This window comes from Rhodococcus sp. GB-02 (assembly GCF_053470465.1).
This window is the reverse complement of sequence record NZ_JBPUKE010000001.1, coordinates 2548887-2571204: the sequence shown is the minus strand read 5'-3', so window position 1 is coordinate 2571204 and position 22318 is coordinate 2548887. Positions and strand designations below refer to the sequence as shown.

The 22318-nt window shown below is 63.8% G+C and carries 26 protein-coding genes; 13 read left to right on the top strand and 13 right to left on the bottom strand.

The window, feature by feature from the left end:
* Positions 1-27: 27 nt before the first annotated feature.
* Entirely contained in the window at positions 28-708 is a 681-nt protein-coding gene (locus tag ACSW29_RS12175) for a FadR/GntR family transcriptional regulator (RefSeq protein WP_448277313.1), read from the top strand.
* Here the strand turns inward: ACSW29_RS12175 and ACSW29_RS12170 are convergent.
* The 3 genes from ACSW29_RS12170 to ACSW29_RS12160 are packed head-to-tail and all read right to left on the bottom strand — an operon-like array spanning position 705 to position 3886.
* On the bottom strand, positions 705-1559 hold the full coding sequence (locus ACSW29_RS12170) for a TIGR02569 family protein (RefSeq protein WP_007731227.1): 855 nt from the start codon (positions 1557-1559) through the stop codon (positions 705-707). The genes ACSW29_RS12175 and ACSW29_RS12170 overlap by 4 nt on opposite strands.
* Before the next feature lie 45 nt (positions 1560-1604).
* Entirely contained in the window at positions 1605-2792 is a 1188-nt protein-coding gene (moeZ, locus tag ACSW29_RS12165; protein ID WP_448277312.1) for an adenylyltransferase/sulfurtransferase MoeZ, read from the bottom strand.
* A 47-nt stretch (positions 2793-2839) separates the two neighbouring features.
* Entirely contained in the window at positions 2840-3886 is a 1047-nt protein-coding gene (locus ACSW29_RS12160) for a DUF3152 domain-containing protein (RefSeq protein ID WP_448277436.1), read from the bottom strand.
* A 330-nt stretch (positions 3887-4216) separates the two neighbouring features.
* Between ACSW29_RS12160 and ACSW29_RS12155 the strand changes: the two genes are divergently transcribed.
* Complete coding sequence (locus ACSW29_RS12155) at positions 4217-4888, top strand: TetR/AcrR family transcriptional regulator (RefSeq protein WP_230812633.1); 672 nt, start codon at positions 4217-4219, stop codon at positions 4886-4888.
* 69 nt (positions 4889-4957) lie between these two features.
* Here the strand turns inward: ACSW29_RS12155 and ACSW29_RS12150 are convergent, their stop codons facing one another.
* Together ACSW29_RS12150 and ACSW29_RS12145 are read right to left on the bottom strand one after the other, a co-directional pair.
* Positions 4958-5188, bottom strand: a complete 231-nt coding sequence (locus tag ACSW29_RS12150; RefSeq protein WP_230812632.1) for a DUF3107 domain-containing protein — start codon at positions 5186-5188, stop codon at positions 4958-4960.
* A gap of 108 nt (positions 5189-5296) precedes the next feature.
* On the bottom strand, positions 5297-5992 hold the full coding sequence (locus ACSW29_RS12145) for a ferritin-like fold-containing protein (protein ID WP_317825550.1): 696 nt from the start codon (positions 5990-5992) through the stop codon (positions 5297-5299).
* A gap of 400 nt (positions 5993-6392) precedes the next feature.
* Here ACSW29_RS12145 and ACSW29_RS12140 point away from each other — a divergent pair, with 400 nt between their 5' ends.
* Together ACSW29_RS12140 and ACSW29_RS12135 are read left to right on the top strand one after the other, a co-directional pair.
* On the top strand, positions 6393-7982 hold the full coding sequence (locus ACSW29_RS12140; RefSeq protein ID WP_448277435.1) for a DEAD/DEAH box helicase: 1590 nt from the start codon (positions 6393-6395) through the stop codon (positions 7980-7982).
* Between the two features lie 9 nt (positions 7983-7991).
* On the top strand, positions 7992-9194 hold the full coding sequence (locus ACSW29_RS12135) for an Rv3212 family protein (RefSeq protein WP_448277311.1): 1203 nt from the start codon (positions 7992-7994) through the stop codon (positions 9192-9194).
* Between the two features lie 15 nt (positions 9195-9209).
* Here the strand turns inward: ACSW29_RS12135 and ACSW29_RS12130 are convergent, their stop codons facing one another.
* On the bottom strand, positions 9210-10007 hold the full coding sequence (locus ACSW29_RS12130; RefSeq protein WP_317825462.1) for a ParA family protein: 798 nt from the start codon (positions 10005-10007) through the stop codon (positions 9210-9212).
* Positions 10008-10078: 71 nt separating this feature from the next.
* On the opposite strand from ACSW29_RS12130, the gene ACSW29_RS12125 reads away from it, so the two are divergent.
* Complete coding sequence (locus ACSW29_RS12125) at positions 10079-10702, top strand: acid phosphatase (RefSeq protein WP_317825461.1); 624 nt, start codon at positions 10079-10081, stop codon at positions 10700-10702.
* Positions 10703-10744: 42 nt separating this feature from the next.
* Complete coding sequence (locus tag ACSW29_RS12120; RefSeq protein WP_003940724.1) at positions 10745-11224, top strand: GNAT family N-acetyltransferase; 480 nt, start codon at positions 10745-10747, stop codon at positions 11222-11224.
* Positions 11225-11244: 20 nt separating this feature from the next.
* Here the strand turns inward: ACSW29_RS12120 and ACSW29_RS12115 are convergent, their stop codons facing one another.
* Entirely contained in the window at positions 11245-11727 is a 483-nt protein-coding gene (locus ACSW29_RS12115; protein WP_230812619.1) for a hypothetical protein, read from the bottom strand.
* A 41-nt stretch (positions 11728-11768) separates the two neighbouring features.
* Between ACSW29_RS12115 and ACSW29_RS12110 the strand changes: the two genes are divergently transcribed.
* Both ACSW29_RS12110 and ACSW29_RS12105 read left to right on the top strand, forming a co-directional pair.
* Positions 11769-12725, top strand: a complete 957-nt coding sequence (locus ACSW29_RS12110; protein ID WP_448277310.1) for a diacylglycerol/lipid kinase family protein — start codon at positions 11769-11771, stop codon at positions 12723-12725.
* Positions 12726-12980: 255 nt separating this feature from the next.
* On the top strand, positions 12981-13235 hold the full coding sequence (locus ACSW29_RS12105) for a WhiB family transcriptional regulator (RefSeq protein ID WP_003940950.1): 255 nt from the start codon (positions 12981-12983) through the stop codon (positions 13233-13235).
* A gap of 119 nt (positions 13236-13354) precedes the next feature.
* On the opposite strand, the gene ACSW29_RS12100 is transcribed toward ACSW29_RS12105, so the two are convergent.
* Together ACSW29_RS12100 and ACSW29_RS12095 are read right to left on the bottom strand one after the other, a co-directional pair.
* Positions 13355-14857 (bottom strand): sensor histidine kinase, encoded by a 1503-nt coding sequence (locus ACSW29_RS12100; protein WP_230812615.1) that lies wholly within the window; start codon positions 14855-14857, stop codon positions 13355-13357.
* Between the two features lie 8 nt (positions 14858-14865).
* Complete coding sequence (locus ACSW29_RS12095; protein WP_007731208.1) at positions 14866-15081, bottom strand: biotin/lipoyl-binding carrier protein; 216 nt, start codon at positions 15079-15081, stop codon at positions 14866-14868.
* Positions 15082-15217: 136 nt separating this feature from the next.
* Between ACSW29_RS12095 and ACSW29_RS12090 the strand changes: the two genes are divergently transcribed.
* Complete coding sequence (locus tag ACSW29_RS12090; protein WP_022597109.1) at positions 15218-15292, top strand: 50S ribosomal protein bL37; 75 nt, start codon at positions 15218-15220, stop codon at positions 15290-15292.
* A 120-nt stretch (positions 15293-15412) separates the two neighbouring features.
* On the opposite strand, the gene rsrA is transcribed toward ACSW29_RS12090, so the two are convergent.
* Positions 15413-15694, bottom strand: a complete 282-nt coding sequence (gene rsrA / locus ACSW29_RS12085; RefSeq protein WP_003940722.1) for a mycothiol system anti-sigma-R factor — start codon at positions 15692-15694, stop codon at positions 15413-15415.
* Positions 15691-16389: a sigma-70 family RNA polymerase sigma factor gene (locus ACSW29_RS12080; protein WP_374227958.1), complete on the bottom strand. Its 699-nt coding sequence runs from the start codon at positions 16387-16389 to the stop codon at positions 15691-15693. The genes rsrA and ACSW29_RS12080 overlap by 4 nt, the downstream gene beginning before the upstream one ends.
* Before the next feature lie 207 nt (positions 16390-16596).
* On the opposite strand from ACSW29_RS12080, the gene ybaK reads away from it, so the two are divergent.
* Positions 16597-17091 carry a Cys-tRNA(Pro) deacylase gene (gene ybaK / locus ACSW29_RS12075; RefSeq protein WP_317825457.1) on the top strand — a complete coding sequence of 165 codons (495 nt, stop codon included), beginning with the start codon at positions 16597-16599 and terminating at the stop codon, positions 17089-17091.
* A gap of 24 nt (positions 17092-17115) precedes the next feature.
* Positions 17116-17844: an SIMPL domain-containing protein gene (locus ACSW29_RS12070; RefSeq protein WP_230812611.1), complete on the top strand. Its 729-nt coding sequence runs from the start codon at positions 17116-17118 to the stop codon at positions 17842-17844.
* Positions 17845-17847: 3 nt separating this feature from the next.
* Here ACSW29_RS12070 and ACSW29_RS12065 read toward each other — a convergent pair whose 3' ends face one another.
* Positions 17848-18600 carry an SOS response-associated peptidase gene (locus tag ACSW29_RS12065; protein WP_317825455.1) on the bottom strand — a complete coding sequence of 251 codons (753 nt, stop codon included), beginning with the start codon at positions 18598-18600 and terminating at the stop codon, positions 17848-17850.
* A gap of 49 nt (positions 18601-18649) precedes the next feature.
* On the opposite strand from ACSW29_RS12065, the gene aroA reads away from it, so the two are divergent.
* Together aroA and rsgA are read left to right on the top strand one after the other, a co-directional pair.
* Positions 18650-19963 (top strand): 3-phosphoshikimate 1-carboxyvinyltransferase, encoded by a 1314-nt coding sequence (aroA, locus tag ACSW29_RS12060; protein ID WP_448277309.1) that lies wholly within the window; start codon positions 18650-18652, stop codon positions 19961-19963.
* On the top strand, positions 19912-20949 hold the full coding sequence (gene rsgA, locus ACSW29_RS12055) for a ribosome small subunit-dependent GTPase A (RefSeq protein WP_230812605.1): 1038 nt from the start codon (positions 19912-19914) through the stop codon (positions 20947-20949). Before aroA ends, rsgA begins: the two co-directional genes overlap by 52 nt.
* 105 nt (positions 20950-21054) lie before the next feature.
* Here the strand turns inward: rsgA and ACSW29_RS12050 are convergent, their stop codons facing one another.
* Positions 21055-22296 carry a fatty acid desaturase family protein gene (locus ACSW29_RS12050; RefSeq protein ID WP_317825453.1) on the bottom strand — a complete coding sequence of 414 codons (1242 nt, stop codon included), beginning with the start codon at positions 22294-22296 and terminating at the stop codon, positions 21055-21057.
* Positions 22297-22318 lie beyond the last annotated feature (22 nt).

The window sequence follows — 22318 nt, the reverse complement described above, 5'->3', positions numbered from 1 at the left end:
CACAACCCGGACCCGAGGAAACACCACGTGCAACCCGTTCGACGCGCAAGCCTCATCTCGCAGGTCACCGAACAACTCCGCAACGAAATCCGGAGCGGCACCTGGCCGATCGGCTCCAAGATCCCCACCGAACCGGAACTGTCGGAGCTGACCGGCACCGGACGCAACACGGTGCGCGAGGCAGTCCAGGCGCTCGTTCACGCCGGAATGCTGGAACGTCGTCAGGGATCGGGCACCTACGTCGTTGCCCTCTCCGACCTCGGTGGCACTTTGGGCAACTACTTTGCCGGCGCCCACCAGCGGGATGTGCTCGAACTCAGGCGCGCGCTCGACATCACCGCGGCCACTCTCGCCGCCGCACGCCGAACCGACGACGACATCGCCGAACTGACGCGGTTACTCGCACTCCGCACTGCGTCGTGGGAGGGCCAGGACATCGACGGCGCCACCACTGCGGACGTCGCCCTGCACCGGGCGATCGTCGCGGCCAGCCACAACGAGGTCTACCTGGAGTTCTACGACTCCCTGCTCCCGGTCATCGAAACCACGATTCAACAGCACATCGATGCGACCGGTGAGGGATTTCACTCGCAGCACGCGAAGCTCGTCGAGGCTGTCGTCGACGGGGACACGGTGGCCGCCTCGAACGCCGCACGCGAATTGTTCGAGGGCCTGGTCTCGGACTTCGGTGCAGGTGCGGCGCTCTAGAGCAGCAAGCGCACGATGTCGGACGTGCGGGCCAGTCCCGGAAACGCGTCCGCCGTCGAGCGAGGATGAAGAACATGAACGGCCAAGCGGAACATCACCGCACGTAGAAGCATCTGCGGCCACTCGGGTAGGTCTTCCCAACGGCCGACCAGCGCCTCGTCGGCACCGCCCCACGAGATCGCGTCGACCACCGCGACGGCGGCCGCCCACGCTGCCGGACGCCAATACGGCGTGATGTCGGTGATTCCGGGCGCCATACTGCCCGAGAACAGCACTGTCCCGAACAAATCGCCGTGCACGAGCTGGTCGGGACTCTGTACCGGCTTACGCAAAGTCGCGAGCCCGGCAATCAGTTCCAAACTCTTGCGGCCGTCCGGCGTAGGCGTCTCGAGCTGCTCGACGCCCTTCGCGATCCTCAGCGGAACCGTCTCCCACGCCGCGCGATCAGCCGCGACGAATACGTCGACCTCGGCCCACGGCGGCACCGGCGGTTGCGCAAGGAAGCGCGGGCGCTCGAGCGAGGCCGTCGCCGCATGCAGTCGGCAGGACATCGAGACCACTTCGTCGTGACGCGGTTCCGGCGATCCGACGATGAATGTGTCGGCGCGCCAGCCCGAAACGACGTACCGACCGTCGGTCGAACGCACCGGCCGAGCCAGTCGAACACCGTCGACTTCGAGGTTCTCTCGCACCTTCGCCGACCACGCTGCGCGGGCATGATCCGCAACTGCTGAAAGGACGACGTCTCCACACAGCCAACCGCCGTCCCAATCCGCACCGAGTGGGATGGGGTCGACTTCACGTAGGCCAAAGGTGGAGCACACGTGCTGGGGAGGTTGGCCTGTGCTCACACCACAACGCTACCGGTGTGCACCGCTGCCTCCCGCGAGGCGCGCCTAGTAGACCGGCAGACTCGCATCCACTTGGTTCGCCCAGGCGATCGCGCCGCCTTGAACGTGAACTGCGTCGGCGAAGCCCGCGTTCTTGAGAAAGGCCAGTGCCTCGGCCGAACGAATTCCGGTCTTGCAGTACAGGACTATCTGCTTGTTCTGCGGCAAGGTCGCCAGGGCTTCACCGGACAGGATGCGGTCCTTCGGGATCAGCACCGCCCCCGGCAGATGCATGATGTCCCATTCGACCGGTTCTCGTACGTCGACCAATTCGATCGATCGACCCTCGCCGATCATGGCCTCCAGTTCCGGCGCCGTGATCGTCGAGCCGGCAGCGGCAGCGCTCGCCTCTTCGGACACGACACCGCAGAACGCGTCGTAGTCGATCAAGGCGGTGACCGGAACTCTGGTCGGATCACGCTGAAGGCGGATCGTCCGGAACGTCATCGCAAGTGCGTCGTAGATCATCAGGCGTCCGAGAAGAGGTTCACCGATTCCGGTGATGAGCTTGACCGCCTCGGTCGCCATGATCGAACCGATTGTCGCCGGCAGGACTCCGAGAACACCGCCCTCGGCACACGAGGGGACCATGCCCGGCGGCGGCGCCTCGGGGTAGAGGTCGCGATAGTTCAGTCCCGCGCCGTCCGGGGCGTCTTCCCAGAAGACCGAGACCTGCCCTTCGAAGCGGTAGATCGAGCCCCACACATACGGCTTTCCGGCGATCACGGCGGCATCGTTGACGAGGTACCGCGTCGCGAAGTTGTCCGTGCCGTCGAGGATCAGGTCGTATTCGGAGAACAACTCGACCGCGTTGGAATTGTCCAGGCGAAACTCGTGCAACCGGACGTCGACGTGTTCGTTGATCTCGAGAATCGACTCTTTCGCGCTGACCGCCTTCGGGCGTCCGACGTCGGAGCGTCCGTGAATCACCTGACGCTGCAGGTTCGACATGTCGACCTCGTCGAACTCGACGACTCCGATCGTGCCCACTCCTGCAGCCGCGAGATAGAGCAGTGCGGGCGAACCCAATCCACCGGCGCCGATGAAGAGAACTCGCGCATTCTTGAGCCGCTTCTGACCGGTCATGCCGACGTTCGGAATGATCAGGTGCCTGCTGTATCGGGCAACTTCCTCCCGGCTCAACTCGGCTGCCGGCTCCACCAGTGGTGGCAATACGACGGGTGTTGCAGACACCGCGAAACACTCCTAGTTCAAGACGAGATCAGGGGTTCTTGATCCGGTCACGCTCGGGGGTACGGCCACGGATTGAAGCGGCACGTGAGTCCGTTCATCGGAACGACGCCCTCGGGGTCAAGCCTAGCGATGTCGTTGTTCGCGGTTCCGAAGGTCTGCTGCATCATGATCGGTGCGAGTCCGCCCTCGGTCTCGCACGGCTGATGAGCGGCGTAACCGATGGCATGGCCGACCTCGTGATTGATCTGATACTGCCGATACGAGCCGATGTCACCCTGGAACGAAATGGCGCCTCGAACCCACCGCGGTTCGTTGAGCAGGACTCGGTCCATGCTCGGGTTGTAGCAGGATCCTTCGAGTTCGATCTCGTAGCCGCAGCCTTCGCGGATAGTCATCTGTGAGGTCAGGGAGATGCGGAAGTCCGGCTCGCCCGTGTCGACGCGCCGGAACGCGACCTTGGGATCGTTGGTCCAACTCTTCGGATTGGCCAGTGTCTGATCGACCATGCGTCCGTACGATTCGTCACCTCCGAAGCCGGTGGTGTCGACGCCGTCCTCGATCTCGACCGTGTACGTGAACTCGCGTTCGGTTCCCTGTCCCACCTTGCCCGTCGTACCCGGTACGACATGCCACGTACCGCCGCCGGCGACGGTGAACGGACCACCGTCGGGAAGTGCACCGGACGGTATCGACGACGCAAAAGTTCCGTCTCCGGCCGGTGGTGCGCCGATGACGTCGGTTCCGTCGGTGCTGTGCGCGAGGTCGGCGGTGGCCGACGTCTTACTCGCGGACTCGGTGGTGTCCGGACGTACTGCATCGACGATCACGAGGATGGTGAGCACCACGAGCACCGGGATCGCGTAGGCCCGCCAGCCGTACGTCGAGACGAAGCGCCCGAGCTTGCTCTGCTTTCGCGCTGCCCGGTCCGGCCGCGGATTGCGCGGCGTTCGGCCCACTTCTCGTTTGGTCGGATCCCATTGGGCACGCAAAGGCTGATGGGAGGAAATACCTCGATAGTCGCGTTCGCCGTAGGCACGATCGTCCGGCACCTCCGGCCGACGTTCGTCGCGGGGTGCTCCAGTTCCGCTACGCATTCGAAGTTCCTCACGATCAGGGTTCTGCGTAGTTCGTCCACGCATGCGCGGTCCCCCTGGGTCAGTCACGTCGTCCAGAATCTCACACACGGCAAGTCGCTCGCCCAGGCTGACCGAAACCTGCTGGTCCTGGCGTGTCATGGCGACCCGTCGTGTAACGAGAAAGACCGCCGGTCTCGCTCACCGAGGCACACGCGACTCGCCCGGGCGACACACGGTATCGTTCATTCGGCTACGACCGGTGTGACGGAGGATACTGGCGGGTACGCACACGCGACTCGCGGATCCGCGCGCCGACCGAATTTTACTTTTGCTCAGATTGGAAGCGACATGACAGAACTCGCGGATCGGACAGACTCCGATCGCGGTACAACGGCCGGCAAGCCTGCCGGAACACGTCGCAGCACCCGCCTCCCCCGCGATGCGCGCCGCCTCCAGCTCCTCGCAGCTGCAAGCGAGGTCTTCGTCGCGAACGGGTACCACTCGGCCGGTATGGACGAGATCGCCGAATGCGCCGGTGTCAGCAAACCAGTCTTGTACCAACATTTCCCAGGCAAGCTCGAGCTGTACGTAGCGGTTCTCCAGAGCTACGTCGACAGTCTCATCTCGGGAGTTCGCCAAGCTCTGCGATCGACGACGGACAACAAACAGCGTGTCCGCGCCGCAGTCCAGGCGTTCTTCGACTTCGTCGACAACGACTCGCAGGGCTTTCGCTTGGTGTTCGAGTCCGACATCATGGGCGAACCCCAGGTGCAGACGCGCGTCGAACAAGCCACCGAAGCCTGCGTCGACGCCGTGTTCGACCTGGTCAGCCAGGATTCCGGACTCGATCCGTATCGTGCACGCATCCTTGCCGTCGGGCTTGTCGGCGCCAGCCAGTTCACCGCGCGGTACTGGCTCGAAGCTGCACGGCCTATTCCCAAGGAAGAAGCCGTCGAGATCACGGTGGCACTGGCGTGGGGCGGCCTCTCTCACGTGCCGCTGCAGGCCGAAACCAAGTAACCACGCCAGAACGAGAATGGGCGGGCAGTCGTAACGACTGCCCGCCCATTCTGCTGTTACAGCTACGCCTCAGACGGTAGGCGCGAACCCGACCTTGCGGATATCGGACGGGCCGATCTCCACGTACGCCACACGAGCAGCCTGCACCAGGAACTTGCGGCCCTTGTCGTCGACGAGTGCCAGAACCGGCTCACGGCCACCGAGGACAGCCGCGACCTGTGTCTCGACCTCGTCAGGGGTCTGTTCGCTGTTGACGATGAGCTCACGCGGGCTGTCGATTACACCGATCTTGACCTCCACGGTCAACCTCCGAACTGTTCGTGAATTACATCCGTTGTCGACGCAAGGCTAATGCAGCAGAGACCGCGCACGCTCCTCCGCACGCTGTGCCCAGAGCGAACACGACACCTAGACGAGCCCGAGAATCGCCATCCGCTCGGCATGCTTGGCCTGCATACCGTCGAACAACGCAACAACTCCGTTGAGGTCACCGGAGGCCGAGATCACCAGATCAGTGAGGTCCTCACGCTGCGCCAACACGAACTGTGCCTGTGTGATCGCCTCACCGAGGAGTCGGCGTCCCCACAGCATCAACCGGTCCTTGGCGCGGGTACTGGCCTCCACTGCAGCCTTCACCTCGAGCACCACGAACTCCGAGTGGCCCGTTTGAGAGAGCACGTCCTCCACGATCTCGGCCACATCCGCCGGGAGGGAGTGCCCGATCTCGCGGTAGAAATCGGCAGCGATTCCGTCTCCGACATACGCCTTCACGAGCGATTCCAGCCACGTCGACGGCGTGGTCGACGCGTGATAATTGTCGAGAGCGCGAACGAACGGGTCCATGACGGCAAAGATCTCGTGGCCACGTTCCGTGAGGGCTGTTTCCAGAGTCTCGAAGTGGTCCATCTCGGCGGCGGCCATGCTGGCGAACGCCACCTTGCCTCGCAGGTCCGGTGCCATTTGTGCGTCTTCCGCCAAACGGTAGAACGCCGAAATCTCGCCATACGCGAGAACGGCAAACAAATCGATCACGCCAGGGTGATCGGAAGCGACTCGGCCTCCGGTTCCAGCGGCCGTCGAAGCATCAAGATCGTGTGCGCCCATAACTACGAACTGTAGTGCTTCGACGGCCGACGCGACCGCCAAGGACCGCATGTCTGATTCGGTGATCTTCGACATGTCATCGCGAGGGGCGGACAACGTGCAGCTACAATGGTCTTGGGAGTTCGCCAGTTCCCCCGGCTCTTATGGTTCGCTGGGACGGCTGCTTTAGATCAGCCGACACGACTGTGCTCACGCGGACCCCACCGATAATGTGCGCGCACCTGCATCGACGGTTGTTGCCCGCTTCGCCGAGATCTCCGGACAGTTCGAATTCGTCCGAGTGGAATTCAGTGCTGAGGCGTAGGCATGGCCGAAGAAAAAGAGGGCATCGACATCGGCCGACTTACGGCCTGGCCCCTTACCTTGTGCGTGCGTACCGCCACGAGGAAAGGCTAGTCCCCTGAGCAAGATCACTGTCGACCACGAAGACGAAGCAACCGAGAACACCGTTTCCGTCCAGCTCGACGACACGCATGTACCCCCGACCTTTGCCGAGCTCGGTGTCCGCGACGAAATCGTCCGCGCACTGAACGAGATCGGCATCGAGCGCACCTTCGCCATCCAGGAACTCACCCTTCCGTTGGCTCTCGCCGGTGACGACCTCATCGGTCAGGCACGAACCGGAATGGGCAAGACCTTCGGTTTCGGCGTCCCGCTTCTGCATCGCATCGTCACCGCCGAGAACGGCACGGCTGTTCTCGACGGCACGCCCCGCGCCTTGATCATCGTTCCCACCCGCGAACTGTGCATCCAGGTCGCCCGCGACCTCGAGAACGCCAGCAAGTACCTCCGCGTCGGCGATCGTGGTCTTCAGGTTCTGCCCATCTACGGCGGCCGGCCGTACGAGGCGCAGATCTCGGCACTCCAGAAGGGCGTCGACGTTGTCGTCGGCACCCCGGGCCGCCTGCTCGACCTCGCAAACCAGTCGCATCTGATCCTGGGCAAGGTCGGCGTCCTCGTCCTCGACGAGGCCGACGAAATGCTCGACCTCGGCTTCCTTCCCGACATCGAACGCCTCATGGGCATGGTCCCTGACAAGCGTCAGACGATGCTCTTCTCCGCGACGATGCCCGGCCCGATCATCACCCTGGCGCGCACCTTCCTGACACAGCCGACGCACATCCGCGCCGAAGAGGCCGAATCCTCCGCAGTGCACGACCGCACGAGCCAGCACATCTACCGTGCACACGCGCTCGACAAGGCCGAGATGGTCGCCCGCGTTCTGCAGGCCGAAGGCCGCGGCGCGACGATGATCTTCACCCGTACCAAGCGCACCGCCCAGAAGGTTGCCGACGATCTTGCCGAGCGCGGCTTCTCCGTCGGTGCCGTCCACGGCGACCTTGGACAGATCGCCCGTGAAAAGGCACTGAAAGGCTTCCGTAACGGAAAGGTCGACGTTCTGGTCGCCACCGACGTCGCCGCCCGCGGTATCGACATCGACGACGTCACCCACGTCATCAACTACCAGTGCCCCGAGGACGAGAAGACCTACGTCCACCGCATCGGTCGTACCGGCCGTGCAGGGCGCACCGGCATCGCGGTCACACTGGTCGACTGGGACGACATCCCTCGCTGGCAGCTCATCGACAAGGCCCTGAGCCTTGGAATCCCCGACCCGGTCGAGACGTACTCGAGCTCGCCGCACCTCTACGAAGAGCTGTCGATTCCGGCCGATGCCAAGGGCACTGTTCGCAAGGCGAAGACTGCGCCCGAGAAGGCAGCAACGGACAAGGCAGACGCGCCGAAGACGACCGACTCGGACGGCAGCGAAGAGAAGGCCGCTCCCCGCCGCAACCGGACCCGTCGACGCACCCGCGCCGGCGCTTCGGCCGACGCCGCGACGTCCACCACCGCTACCGCGACCACCGCTCCCCCTTCGGCACCCGCCGCAACCGGTGCCGAGAACACGGACGACGACGGAGCAGCCAAGCCGCGCCGACGTCGGCGTCGTCGCCCCGCGGCTACCGCGACGGCAGGCGCCGCAGAGTAAGCTGCCGATGTGCTGGCTCCTGAAAGGCGTACTCGCTCAGATCTGATCGGTGCGCTGGCTCTCGCGCTGGCCGTAGTCGTAGCGGTGACCGTGGTGTGGTTGCGCAGTGATGCGCACGGAACCACCTCGGTCACCGCTGACACGTCACTCCCACCTCTGTCGACGTCGGTGTTGTTGCCCGACATCCTGAAGCAGACGTGGGAATCCCCCAGCGCCGCCTCGACGGCGCCCATCACCGTCGGAAATGCCGTTGTCACCGCCGACGGTTCCGAAGTGATCGGCCGCGATCCGGCTACGGGCGAAGAAGTGTGGCGGTACGCGCGCAACATCCCTCTGTGCGGCGCGATCGGTTCGTGGGATCGCCTCGTCAGTGTCTACCAAGACAATCGTGGGTGCTCACAGGTCACGTCGCTGGTCGCCGACACCGGTGCCCGCAAGGACCAACGCAACAGCGACGCCGATTCCGCGGTCAGCCTTTCAGCGGACGGCACCTACCTGATTTCGCGCGGCAGTGAGCGAATGGAACTGTGGCGTTCGGACCTCGTCCGAACCCTCGAGTACGGCCGGGTCGACGCGAAGGTCAACCCGAACAAGCAGCCCCGCACCGGATGCACGCTGCTCGATGCTGCGTCGAGCGCCAACCGAGTCTCCGTACTCGAACGCTGCCCCGGTGAAGCCTCCAACAGGTTGACGGTGATGAATCCCGCACCCAAGGACGCCCAGGAACCCGAAGAGTACGGATCCGCGATTCTCCTCGACTCCGAGGGCGCACGCCTGCTTGCCGTGGCCGGCGAAAAGACCGCGGTCTATCTCCCCGCAGCCAACGGAACCGTTTCTCGCATAAGCATTTTCGACGGAACCGGCAATCCGATCGTCGACTATCCGATCGAGGGAGCGGTGACCGAAGGCGCCCGCACCCACGCCGACAAAGCGTCGATCACGTGGTGGACCGGCTCGCAGACCGTCAACCTCCGCCTGAGCGATCTCGCTCCGACGTGGATCGTCAACGGAACGTCCGGGCCCGGAAGCATGGTCGCCGGTCAGATGCTCATCCCCGTTCCGGGCGGCATTGCAGCCGTCAGCCCTTCGGACGGAACCGTTCAGCGCATGATTGCAGTCGACCGCGGTGAGACGGCCACACCGATCGTGCTCGCCGGTGCGGGCGAGACGATTCTGGAACAGCGCGGCGACACCGTGTTCTCGCTGCGCTAGAATTTCTCGCTGCGGTCAGAGCGTCAGCTCCGGCGCGAAAGTCACGACTTCGTTTCCAGCCCAATGCTTTAAAAGATTGTCGGCGAGTTCACGATAGGCGTCCGCGCCCTTGTTCTTTCGTCCCGCTAGGACCGTCGCGCCCGAAGCAGAGGCCTCCGCGAACTTGACGGTGCGTGGGATCGGCGGCGCCAGAACGGCCAGGGAGTAGCGATCACTGACGTCGGCGAGCACGTCGCGACTGTGAGTGGTCCGAGCGTCGTACAGAGTCGGAAGTGCGCCGAGCAGAACAAGATCCGGGTTGGTGATGGCCTGGACTTCACGAACCGTACGCAGCAGCTGGCCGACGCCGCGGTGCGCGAGGGTCTCGCATTGCAGCGGGACCAGAACCGACTGCGCCGCAGTCAAACCGTTGAGTGTGAGCACTCCCAACGACGGCGGGCAGTCGATGATGATGACGTCGTAACTACCCAGGAGCGGAGACAGCGCCCGCTTGAGCGCGAACTCTCGACCGGGTCGCATCAGGAGCAGCGCTTCGGCGCCCGCGAGATCGATGGTTGCCGGCAGGAGGTCCATGCCGTCTTCCGTCTTCAGCACGGCGTCAACCGCGTCGAGATCACCCGCCAGGACCTCGTTGACCGAACGCTCGAGGCGATCCGGATTGTGTCCGAGCGAGAACGTCAGGCAGCCCTGCGGGTCGAGATCCACCACCAGGACTCGCTGTCCGAGCGCGGACAAAGCCGCACCGAGGGAGGCGACCGTGGTGGTTTTAGCCACGCCGCCCTTTTGATTCGCCACTGCGAGAACCGTCGTCACACGTAGATCCTTGCGCACTTCGCGCCAGGAGGCGAGCTACACACGCGAGGCAGCCTGCAATGATGGTCCACATGGCTTCCCAGTCCGCCCCCTCGGCTATCCCCCTCAACGCTCGCGTCGTACTCATGCGCCACGGTGAAACCGAGTGGGCGCGCACCGGGAAACACACGGGACGGACCGAGGTTCCGCTGACTCCGCTCGGCGAGATGCAGGCCACCGCGACCGGAAACCGCCTGCGGACTCTCGACCTCCGCAATCCCATGATTCTCACCAGTCCTCGCTTGCGCGCTCAGTTGACGGGTGATCTCGCCGGGCTGCCGGAGGAGCGAACCTGGGATGCGCTCTCCGAATGGGACTACGGCGACTACGAGGGCCTCACGACGCCCGAGATCCGCGCAACAGTGCCCGATTGGACCGTCTGGACACACCCGTGCCCCGGCGGCGAGCAGTCAGATCAGATCCATGCCCGCACCGACATGGTGCTGTCGATGGTGCGTTCACAACTACCCGAGCGGGACGTGATCTTGATCGGGCACGGACACTTCTCGCGCGCACTCATCGCCCGCTGGCTGGAGCTCCCGGTGACGGAAGGAAAGCGTTTCGCGTTGTTCCCGGGTGCATACACGGTGCTCGGCTACGAGCACGGCGCCACCCATCTCGTTCATCACAACGTGCCGCCGCTCGTCGAGACCTAAGTTCGTCGAGGCCTAGGTTCGTCGAGGCTTAAGATTCTCTCCATGATTCGACGCGCCACGCCCGCAGACGTCCAGCCGATCACCGACATGATCTACGAGTTGGCGGACTATCAGAAGGCCCTCGACGAGTGCACCGTGAAGGCGGAACAGATCGGCGAGGCTCTGTTCGGGCCGGCCGCGACGGCCTTCGCACACGTAGCTGTGAATTCAGCCGACGACGTCGTCGGCATGGCGCTGTGGTTTCGCAATTTCTCGACCTGGGACGGCGCGCACGGCATCTACCTCGAAGATCTGTACGTCAAGCCCAGCCAGCGCGGATCAGGGCACGGAAAGGCTCTTCTGGCCGCACTCGCCAAGGAATGCACCGACAACGACTACACGCGGCTGTCCTGGTCGGTGCTCAACTGGAACACCCCCTCGATCAAGTTCTACGAGTCACTCGGCGCCGACGCGAAAACCGAGTGGACCACGTATCGCCTGACCGGAACCCACCTCGGAGCTCTCGCCGCCGAAGCAGAGTAGGCCTGAAGCCGAGTAGGCGTTCAGCCCTTCTTGTCCCGCGGCTCTTCGGGCTCGTCAGCGCCGGGGTTTCCCTCTTCCGGCGATACCTCGTCTGCGTACGCTCCGTACTCCGCTGCCATCCACCGAGACGTCGGCGCCGAGAACAGGCAGCCGAGGGCGCCGAGAACGACGACACCCAGAACGACGCCGAGCGGCACCTGATGCGAATCGGTCAGCAGCGACCAGGCGACCGGCAGGAGCAGCAACTGGGCGACGACGGCGATTGCCCGGCCCCACCGGCGACCGGTCAGCAGAGCGATACCTGCAGCCAACACCGCGCCGCCGAGAATCGCGACCCAGGCAGCGAAGCCGTACCCGTTGGTGACGCTCTGATCGTGCCCGGTTGCGCCGCGAATCACCGCGACGATCGCGAACCCGGCGGCAACCAGCCCTTGCAGCGTCACGAGGGCACCTGCCCATCTGACTGTCTTGGGCAGGGCGTTCGGACTGGCGGTATTCGGCACGAGGCCAGCCTAGAACACGACACCGGATAGGCTCATGCCCCGTGCGCGCACTGCTGATCGTCAATCCCAATGCCACCTCCACCACCGCCGCCGGTCGTGACCTGTTGGCACACGCCCTCGAGAGCCGGGTGCGACTTACTGTGGCGCACACCACACATCGCGGACACGCTGCCGAACTGGCGCGCGAAGCCCACGAAGACGGCTTCGGCTCGGTGATCGTCCACGGCGGCGACGGAACGGTCAACGAAGTGGTCAACGGACTGCTCGGGGCACCGCATCCCGCGTCGATGAAATCGGTTCCGGTCGGTCCGATCCCGACGATCGCGGTCGTTCCAGGGGGCTCGGCAAACGTTTTCGCGCGTTCACTCGGTATTGCCGCCGACCCGATCGACGCCACAAACCAACTCGTCGACCTACTCTCGGCGCGGACGAGACGCCGAATCGGGCTCGCACATTGTGACAACCGTTGGTTCACGTTCAATGCCGGAATGGGCCTCGACGCCGATGTGTGCGAAGCCGTCGACGCCAGCCGCAAGAATGGTGACGCTGCCACTCCAGCACGATATGTCCGAACCGCGATCGCAGCGTTCTTCCGCGCGAAGCGAGCCGAACCAGCCCTGACGGTCCACCTTCCCGATCAGGATCCCGTCTCCGGAGTCCACTACGCGTTCGTGTCGAACTCGAGCCCGTGGACGTATCTGGAAGAGCGTCCCGTACACACCAATCCGGGAACTACCTTCGACAGCGGACTCGGAATCTTCGCTATGACGAGCACCAAAGTCCTACCGTCCCTGCGGGTTGTGCGGCAGCTCCTCGCACGCGGCGCAGAGCCGAAATCGAAGGTCCTCCTACGCACCGACGACGTCCCGACCATCACCATCGAATCGTCGCGACCGATCGGACTCCAGATGGACGGCGACTACCTCGGACTTCGCGAAAAGGTCGAATTCACCTCGGTCCCGGATGCACTGGAAGTGTTCGCGCCGATTACGACGTGAGTCAGGCAACACGTTTGACCTGCAAAAACTCTGGTGCCGAATAGCCAAAATCGGGTAAAATGCCGGTGACGACCAGGTGGCCGTCAGGTGTGTCACAAATTAGTGAGTTGGCCCACGAACCCGTTCAAACCTATTGACATACCGCGAGTTCGTGAAAGCATTCACAAGTAACAGTGCGGAAACGTTGATGACGCACACACAAACTCATTGGTACCAAATGGTGTGAATACGCACCCAATTAAGGAGCGAAAAAAGATGGACTGGCGCCACAACGCAATCTGTCGCGACGAGGATCCCGAACTGTTCTTCCCCGTGGGAAACAGCGGACCGGCCCTCGCTCAGATCGCTGATGCCAAGGTTGTCTGCAACCGCTGCCCCGTCACCGCCGAGTGCCTGTCATGGGCCCTCGAGTCCGGTCAGGATGCAGGCGTCTGGGGCGGAATGAGCGAAGACGAGCGTCGCGCACTCAAGCGTCGTAACGCACGTACCCGTGCACGCACTTCCGTCTAGGTAGAACCGAGACGTTCGACTCGAGGCGGAGAACAGCCCCTCCACACAGTCGAAGACGACAGCCCGGCACCACATGGTGCCGGGCTTTTTGTCTGCTCGAATTACTGGCGCTGCTCGAATCAGTAACGCGCAGTGCGCCTACCGAGCGGCACACGCAGAACCGCGTCGGTGCCGCCGCCACTTCCCGGGTGCAGTCCGAGCGAGCCGCCGAGTTCGGCGCCCAGCAGAGTCCGCACGATCTGAAGTCCGAGGCGATCGGACTTCTCGAGGTCGAAGTTCTCCGGCAGGCCGCGCCCGTTGTCGTGGATGATCACGTCCAACCAGCGCGCAGAACGCTCGGCGCTGAGTGTGACCGTGCCGGTGAGTCCCGGATCGAAAGCGTGCTCGATCGCGTTCTGCACCAACTCCGTCAGCACCATGACCAGCGGGGTGGCGCGCTCGGCGGAGAACACTCCGAAACTGCCCTCGCGCCGAATCGTCACCGGCACACCCACTCCCGCGACATCGGAGAGCATGGGAACCAACCGGTCGATCACCTCGTCGAGATCCACCTCTTCGTCTACCGACATCGAGAGGGTGTCGTGAACGAGGGCGATGGACGTCACGCGTCTCACCGATTCCGTCAATGCTTGTCGCGCTTCGTCGTTGCCGGTTCGCCTGGCCTGTAGACGCAGCAGCGCCGCGACGGTTTGCAGGTTGTTCTTCACCCGATGGTGAATCTCGCGGATGGTCGCGTCCTTGCTCAGGAGCGCGCGATCACGACGCTTGACCTCGGTGACGTCGCGAACCACGACCGCAGCACCGACGTGCCGACCACCCGGCTTGAGAACCAGAGCGCGCAGCAGAACGGTCGCCCCACGCGCCTCGATCTCCATTCGACGGCCAGGCTTGTCCGCCAACGTATCTCGGATGTAACCCGCGGCTTCCTGAGACTCGAACGGGTCTGTGACCAACGAACGGGTCAACGCCGCGAGATCTTGTCCCACCAGATCCGAACTCAGACCCATCCGGTGATACGCCGAGAGGGCGTTCGGGCTCGCGTAGACGACGGTGCCTTCGGTGTCGAGACGGATGAAACCGTCGCCGGCACGTGGGCTCGAGTTCGTGTCGGAGCGCGATTCTCGGATCGGGAAGGTTCCGTCGCTGATCATCTGACACAGGTCTTCGGCGCAATCGAGATACGCGAGCTCGAGCGGACTCTGCGCTCGCTGGTGCGACAGGTTGGTGTCGCGGCTCAGAACCGCGATGACTCGCCCGTCCAGACGCACCGGAACTGCTTCCTTGCGCGGTGGCATCCCCTTACGCCACGTCTCGTCTTCCCCACGCACGACGCGGCCCTCCACGAGAGCGCGAAGAACCTGCGGATGCTCGGACTCGGAAACGACCGTTCCGACTGCGTCCTCCGGGAAAGCCGTCGAAGCCGTGGTCGGCCGGCAGTGCGCTACGCAGATGACCGTCCCTTCGGATCGGTTCTTCTCCGATTCGGTGCCCACCCACAGGAGAACGTCTGCAAAAGAGAGGTCGGCGAGCAGTTGCCACTCCCCCACGACGCGCTGGAGATGGTCGACCGCCGCACCCGGCAGATCGGTGTGTTCGGCGAGGAGGTCACTGAGAGTGGACATCGGCTTACTTAGGAGATCACGGCGATCAGATCGCCTTGCTGAATCACGTCGCCGACCTTGACGCCCACCGTCGTCACCGTTCCCGGAACCTCGGCCAGGACGGGAATTTCCATCTTCATCGATTCGAGGATGACCAGGGTGTCGCCGTCCGCGACGACGTCTCCCTCGCTCACGACGACCTGGTAGACCGTCGAAACCATCTCGGCGCGCACGTCTTCTGCCATCGTGAACCTCACTTCTGTCGGAACTGCACTCTGACCACGAAACTACGTCGATGGATTACTCGATCGACCTGCCAATGGAACCACACCGGCATCGGCGTGAAACAATGACGCGAAAGAAACAGAAGGGAGACCAATCATGGGTAAGCGTGGTCGTAAGAAGCGCAGCCGTAAGGGCAACGCCGCTAACCATGGCAAGCGTCCAAACGCCTGACATGTAGCGCAGCAAAACGTCCGAGGGGCGGGGAAGCATTGCTTCCCCGCCCCTCGGACGTTTTGCTTTCGGGCGTAGTTGCTCTTCGAGGTTGCTGCCCCTCAGATCTTCACTGAGGGGTCAGCTGTCGGTTTCGGTAGTCGTGATGACGATGGTCCGACGCAGTTCGACGGTGAGCCGCTGACGCAGGCTTTCCGGTGCGTGATCCCCGCCGCACTTGCGGTTGATCAGGCTCTTGACCTTCTCCTCGATCCCGTAGGCCTCGAGGCACGATCCGCAGTCGTCGATATGACGTTGTAGACGAGCGCGACTGGAATCGTCGCATTCACCGTCGAGCATCAACCAGACGTCGGCGATGACTGCCGAGCAGTCGAGCCTTTCGAATTCGTCCTGCTCACTCATCGTTTGACACCTTCCGCCTCGGTGGCTGCGGCCGTGGCCGTGTCGACTGCGCCGTCCCGATTGAATCCACGGTCTTTGGCGACATCGGCCAAGAGACCGCGCAATTGCTTACGACCACGATGCAGTCGTGACATCACCGTTCCGATGGGTGTGCCCATGATCTCCGCGATCTCCTTGTACGGGAATCCCTCGACGTCGGCGTAGTACACCGCCATCCGGAATTCCTCGGGCAGCGACTGCAGCGCCGCCTTGATGTCGTCGTCCGGCAGCGCGTCGAGAGCCTCCACCTCGGCCGAACGTAGCCCGGTGGACGTGTGCTCTGCGGTGGCGGCCAACTGCCAGTCGGTGATCTCGTCCGTCGGATACTGCGCGGGTTGGCGCTGCTTCTTGCGGTACGAGTTGATGTAGGTGTTGGTGAGAATCCGGTACAGCCAGGCTTTCAGGTTGGTACCGGCACGGAACGAGCGGAAAGCCGTGTACGCCTTGACGTACGTCTCCTGCACGAGGTCTTCGGCATCGGCCGGGTTCCTCGTCATACGCAGTGCAGCGCCGTACAACTGGTCGAGCAACGGGAGCGCGTCACGCTCGAACCGGGCAATCAACTCATCCGCAGTTTCGGGCGTTTCGGACACCGCGCCATCGACAGGTTCGGAAACCTCCGACGGTTCGTCCTTGGGCCGGTCGTGTTCCAGCACTCTGATCCCTTCACTAGCCGTAGGGATCAAGGTTACCGCCAACTGAAGATCCGACCCACGGGCCGGTGGTGGCTCACACACAGCCAGCACGGTCGCTCCTTCGCTTCTCGGGACAAGTTTCATCAACTGGTACCAACAAGGGAGCCTGCGACTCTGTTCCCGACCTGGTAGGAGTCCAGAAAGAGTGGCTCACCTAAGGTCTTCGTCATGGCCGGAACAGCGACTCCTGCGACCGCACTGCTCGACAAGTCGAAGACTCCGCACCGCGTTCACAGCTACGACCACGACCCCCGCGCCGAATCGTTCGGCGACGAGGCTGTCACGGCTCTGGCCGAGTTGGTTGGCGTCGAGGCCGCCCAGATCTTCAAGACCTTGGTCGTCAAACTCGACACGGGCAAGCTCGCCGTAGCGGTTCTGCCGGTACCGAACAAACTCTCACTCAAAGCTGCGGCTGCTGCCCTCGGTGCAAGCAAAGCCGTCATGGCAGATCGCGCCGAAGCCGAGCGATCGAGCGGCTACGTCTTCGGTGGTATCTCACCGCTCGGCCAACGCAAGAAACTGCCGACCGTGATCGATGCCTCGGCTCTCGACTGGGATCGGGTTCTCTGCAGCGCCGGACGACGCGGCCTTGAAATCGAACTGGCTCCGACCGACCTTGCCCAATTGAGCGGCGCGGTCACCGCACAAATCACAGCGAGCTGAGGATCCGGTCGCTACGGTCTGTTCATGCGTCCACAAACCAAGCGTCCACCCCTGAAAATTTTTACACTGACCGCTGCAGCCGCGGCCCTCGCCGTCTCACTGACTGCCTGCGGGAGTTCCGGCAGTGCCGCCAAGGAAGTCACGGTGGTCGGGTCAGGGCAGGTTCGCGGGGCACCGGACATCCTCAACGCGGACATCGGAATCGAGGTTGTCGCTCCGGACGTCTCGGGAGCGGTTTCCGAGTCGAATGACAAGGCCCGCCAGATGATTGACGCGATAGTCAATGCCGGCGTGGCCGCCGAGGACGTGCAGACAAGCGATCTGTCAGTTCAGCCGCAGTACGACGCCAGTGGTGGGCCGTTCGTCGGCGGTAACGTGACGGGCTACCGGGCAACCAACTCGGTACGAATCGTCGTCCGCGATCTCGACAAGGCCTCTTCTGTCCTGGACGCCGGCATCGCGGCGGGCGGAAACGCGGCACGGCTCGGTAACGTCGCCTTCGCCATCGACGACGACTCTCAGCTTCTGGCCGACGCTCGCACCCGGGCCTTCGAGGACGCGAAGAACCGTGCCGAGCAGTACGCGGATCTGTCCGGCACGTCGCTCGAGAACGTCGTGACCATCACCGAGGCACACGACACGAGTGGCGGTCAGACCATGCGCGCTCCCGACGCCTCGATGTCCGACATGGTTCTCGCCCCGGGAACCCAGCAGGTCTCGTTCGAAGTGACCGTTACCTGGGCTCTCGGCTGACCGCTAGAGCAGGCTGATCTGCTCGCCGGCACGGTCGACGTCCGGCTCGATCAACTCGTGTCCGTTGTTCTTGACACTGTTGACCATCGGCCGGACTCGATCGATGTCGATCCGCTCGACGAGGTCCGATACCGGTTCGAGCAGGGCCGAATCGACGGTGTTGTCGGGATCGAGCCACGCCTCCCAGCGGTCACGAGGTAGGGCGAGGGGCATCCGGTCGTGAACCTGCTCCAGGTGGCCGAGTGAGTCGACTGTGACGATCGAGCAGCTCAGGACGGGGCTCGCATTCTCGACCTTCGGGTCTCGCCAGGCAGACCACACACCGGCCATGAACAGCCGTGATCCGTCGTCGGGGTGCATGTAGTAAGGAATCTTCGCTGCCTTTTTCCCACCGGTGGCCTCGGTCTGCCACTCGTACCACCCGTCCATCGGGACCAGGCAACGCTTGAACTTGAACGCGGTCCGAAACGCCGGCTTCTCCGCCAACGAGTCGGCACGAGCGTTGAACAGGACCGGGCCCTTACCCAGTTCCTTGGTCCACGAGGGCACCAATCCCCAGCGCATCCGCCGAATCCTCTTGGTCGGATCGCTGTCGGGGTTTTCCCGATCGTGGCGTTTCACGACGGTCAGCACCTCGGTCGTCGGAGCCACGTTGTAGTCGGCTTCGACGGGCGCCGAGTGATCGGTCTCGTCGAGCGCATCGAGTTCCACCGCCAGGGTGGCCGGGTCCGCTGTGGTCGCATACCTTCCGCACATGACACCCAGGGTGGCACGGTTTCGACCATTCCCCCACCGATGAGAGAAGATGGACCATGTGAGTCTGAGTCTGTGGAGCGCCCCGAGGGCCCAAGCACCCGTCGATGCAGTGGTGACGCTGCCCGGATCCAAGTCCATCACCAATCGAGCTCTGATTCTGGCCGCGCTCGCAGATGGCCCCTCCACGATCACGGGTGCACTTCGCAGTCGTGACGCGGACCTGATGATCGCCGCTTTGCGCGACCTCGGTATCGGAGTCGAGGAAGCCGGCGATCCGACCACACTTCGTGTAGTTCCCGGTCCCCTCCGCGGCGGAGACGTCGACTGCGGTCTCGCCGGCACCGTCATGCGCTTCCTGCCGCCGCTCGCCGCGATGGCCGACGGAATCGTCCGCTTCGACGGCGACGAGCAAGCACGCACACGACCCCTCGGCACCATCCTGGAGGCACTGCGCGGACTCGGCGCACACATCGAGGGTGACGCACTCCCGTTCACCGTTTCCGGAACCGGATCCCTACGCGGCGGGACGGTCACCATCGACGCATCCGGTTCGTCGCAGTTCGTCTCCGGTCTCCTCCTCTCGGCCGCTGGCTTCGAAGAAGGCGTCACCGTCCATCACGACGGAAAGCCGGTCCCCTCGATGCCACACATCGACATGACCGTCGAAATGCTCAGGCAGGCCGGAGTTTCCGTGACGACTCCCGCCACGGGTGGCGACGCTGACACCTGGCGTGTGGCACCGGGACCCGTGCGCGCCGTGGACTGGGCGATCGAACCCGATCTCTCCAACGCCACCCCGTTCCTGGCCGCTGCCGCAGTCACCGGCGGAACCGTCAGCGTCCCGATGTGGCCGTCGTCGACGACGCAGCCGGGCGACGCGATCCGCGGAATCCTCGCGTCGATGGGCGCCGACGTCACTCTTGCCGACGGCGTGCTGACTGTTCGCGGTCCGGAGAAATTGCGCGGCATCGACATCGACCTCCACGACGAGGGAGAACTCACCCCCACCGTCGCGGCGCTGGCCGCTCTCGCCGAGGGTACCTCGCACCTACGAGGTATCGCGCACCTGCGCGGGCACGAGACCGACCGTCTGGCAGCCCTCGCCGACGAGATCAACAAGCTCGGCGGCTCCGTCACCGAAACCGACGACGGACTGACCATCGTCCCCACGGAACTCCATGGCGGACAATGGCTCTCGTACGCCGACCACCGCATGGCAACAGCCGGTGCCATCATCGGCCTGGTCGTCGACTGCGTCGAGGTCGACGACGTCGAAACCACTGCCAAGACGTTGCCCGGCTTCGAGAACATGTGGGTCGACATGCTCGACAGTTCGACCGCGACGCCGAAGGCAAGCTTCTGACTCCGCGGCAGTACGACGAGTCCGACGTCCGGGTACGCCCCGGACGCGGATCACGCCCCCGTACGAAGACTCGGCCCGAACACCTGTCGGCTGAATCGGGGATGGTGGTGTCGAAGGATCGTGGCCGTTGGGGTTGCGTCCTGGGCGGCGATCCCGACCGGCTGATCGTGACGATGCGCGCCCGCGAGCTGGGCCGCACCCCCATCGTCGTCGGCGATCAGGTGGACATTGTCGGCGACCTGTCGGGCAAAACCGACACCCTCGCTCGCATTATCCGGGTCTCCGAGCGTTCGACGGTTCTGCGCCGAACAGCCGACGACACCGATCCCTTCGAACGCATCGTCGTCGCGAACGCCGAGCAGTTGCTCATCGTCGTGGCACTCGCGGACCCCCCACCGCGCACGGGCTTTGTCGAGCGCGCACTCGTCGCCGCCTACGTCGGCGGCCTGACGCCGATTGTCTGCCTGACCAAGAGCGACCTCGAACCACCCGAGGAATTCGCGAGCACTTTCGCCGACCTCGACATCCAAGTGGTGGTCGCCGGCCGCGACGATCCCTTGGACGAACTGACGCAGATCCTCGAGCACAAGTTGACCGCCCTGATCGGGCACTCCGGCGTCGGAAAGTCGACGTTGGTCAATCGCCTTGTCCCCGATGCCAATCGGGCGGTCGGCATCGTGTCCGGCGTGGGCAAGGGGCGGCACACATCGACACAATCGGTGGCACTCCCCCTCGCCGGTGGTGGCTGGGTGATCGACACCCCGGGCATCCGTTCGTTCGGTCTGGCGCACATCTCGCCCGAGAACGTGGTGGCGGCATTCTCGGACCTGGCTGCGGCCATCGAGGATTGCCCGCGCGGATGCACGCACCTGGGGCCGCCCGCAGATCCCGAATGCAAGCTCGACCTGCTGGAGGGCAAATCCGCTCGACGCGTCGTCGCTGTGCGGCAACTGTTGGAAGCGATCAAGTCCAACGATCAGTACTGAACCAGAACACCGAGCAAGAACCCTGAGCAGGACCCCTGAGCAACAACAGAGAAGCGGCCCGACACCATCGAATGGTGTCGGGCCGCTTGTCAGTGCAAGTGGGGATCAGCGCAGTCCGAGGAGGCTGCGCAGCTTTCCACTCTTACGCTTTCGTGCGATGGCGCTCTTGAGACCGCTACGACGCCCGGTCACGGGATCGACAGTCGACGTCGGATCGCCGTCGAACATCCGCTCCGACGCCGTCTCGGGCGCATTGTCGACAGTGTCCTTGAGGTACTTGTTGGGCAGCGACAGCTTGGCGATGGTGCGCCACGACTTGGCGTACTGCACGGCGAGCGGGCCCGTCGTGTACGGGAGGTCGTACTTGTCCGCGAGCTGACGCACCGTGACCGCGATGTCCTTGTATCGGTTGCTCGGCAGATCGGGGAACAGGTGATGCTCGATCTGGTAGCTCAGGTTGCCCGTCATGAAGTCCATGAGCGCGCTGCCCTCGATGTTGGCGCTGCCGAGCATCTGGCGCAGGTACCACTGAGCCTGCGTTTCCTTGTCGATGTCTTCCTTGGTGAACTTCTCGGCGCCGTCCGGGAAGTGGCCGCAGAAGATGACCGCGTTGGTCCACACGTTCCGCAGGGTGTTGGCGGTGAAGTTGGCCGACAACGTGCTCTTCCACGCCGGGCCGGTGATGGCCGGGTAGATGACGTAGTCGCGCAAGACCTGCTTGCCGATCTTCTCGCCGACCTCACGGAGCTTGCGCTGCGTCTCTTCCTTGTCGGCGCGGCCCTTGGCAACCTTGCCCAGCTCGAGGTGCTGAGCAGCGATGCCGTACTCGAAGAACAGGGCGAGCAAGGTGTTGTAGACCAGGTTGCCGGCGTTGAAGGGCTTCCACCGCTGATCGCGGGTGACGCGGAGGAGCCCGTATCCGACGTCGTCGTCCATTCCGAGGACGTTTGTGTACTTGTGATGCAGGTAGTTGTGGGTCTGCTTCCAGTGCGCAGACGGGCCGGTGACGTCCCACTCCCATGAGGTGGAGTGGATCTCCGGGTCGTTCATCCAGTCCCACTGCCCGTGCATCACGTTGTGCCCGAGTTCCATGTTCTCGATGATCTTCGAGAGCGTCAGCAGTCCAACTCCGGCGAGCCACGCCGGACGGCGACGGCTGGCGAAAAGCACTGCGCGGCCACTGATTTCGAGTGAACGCTGCAGGCGAATGACGTTGCGCACGTAGCGCGCGTCCTTCTCGCCGCGCGACTCCTCGATGTCGCGACGAATCGCGTCGAGTTCGCGGCCGAGCGCCTCGATGTCAACGTCCGTGAGATGTGCGTATTCCTTGACATCTGCAATCGCCATGGAAAGCCTCCTAGCAGTGAGT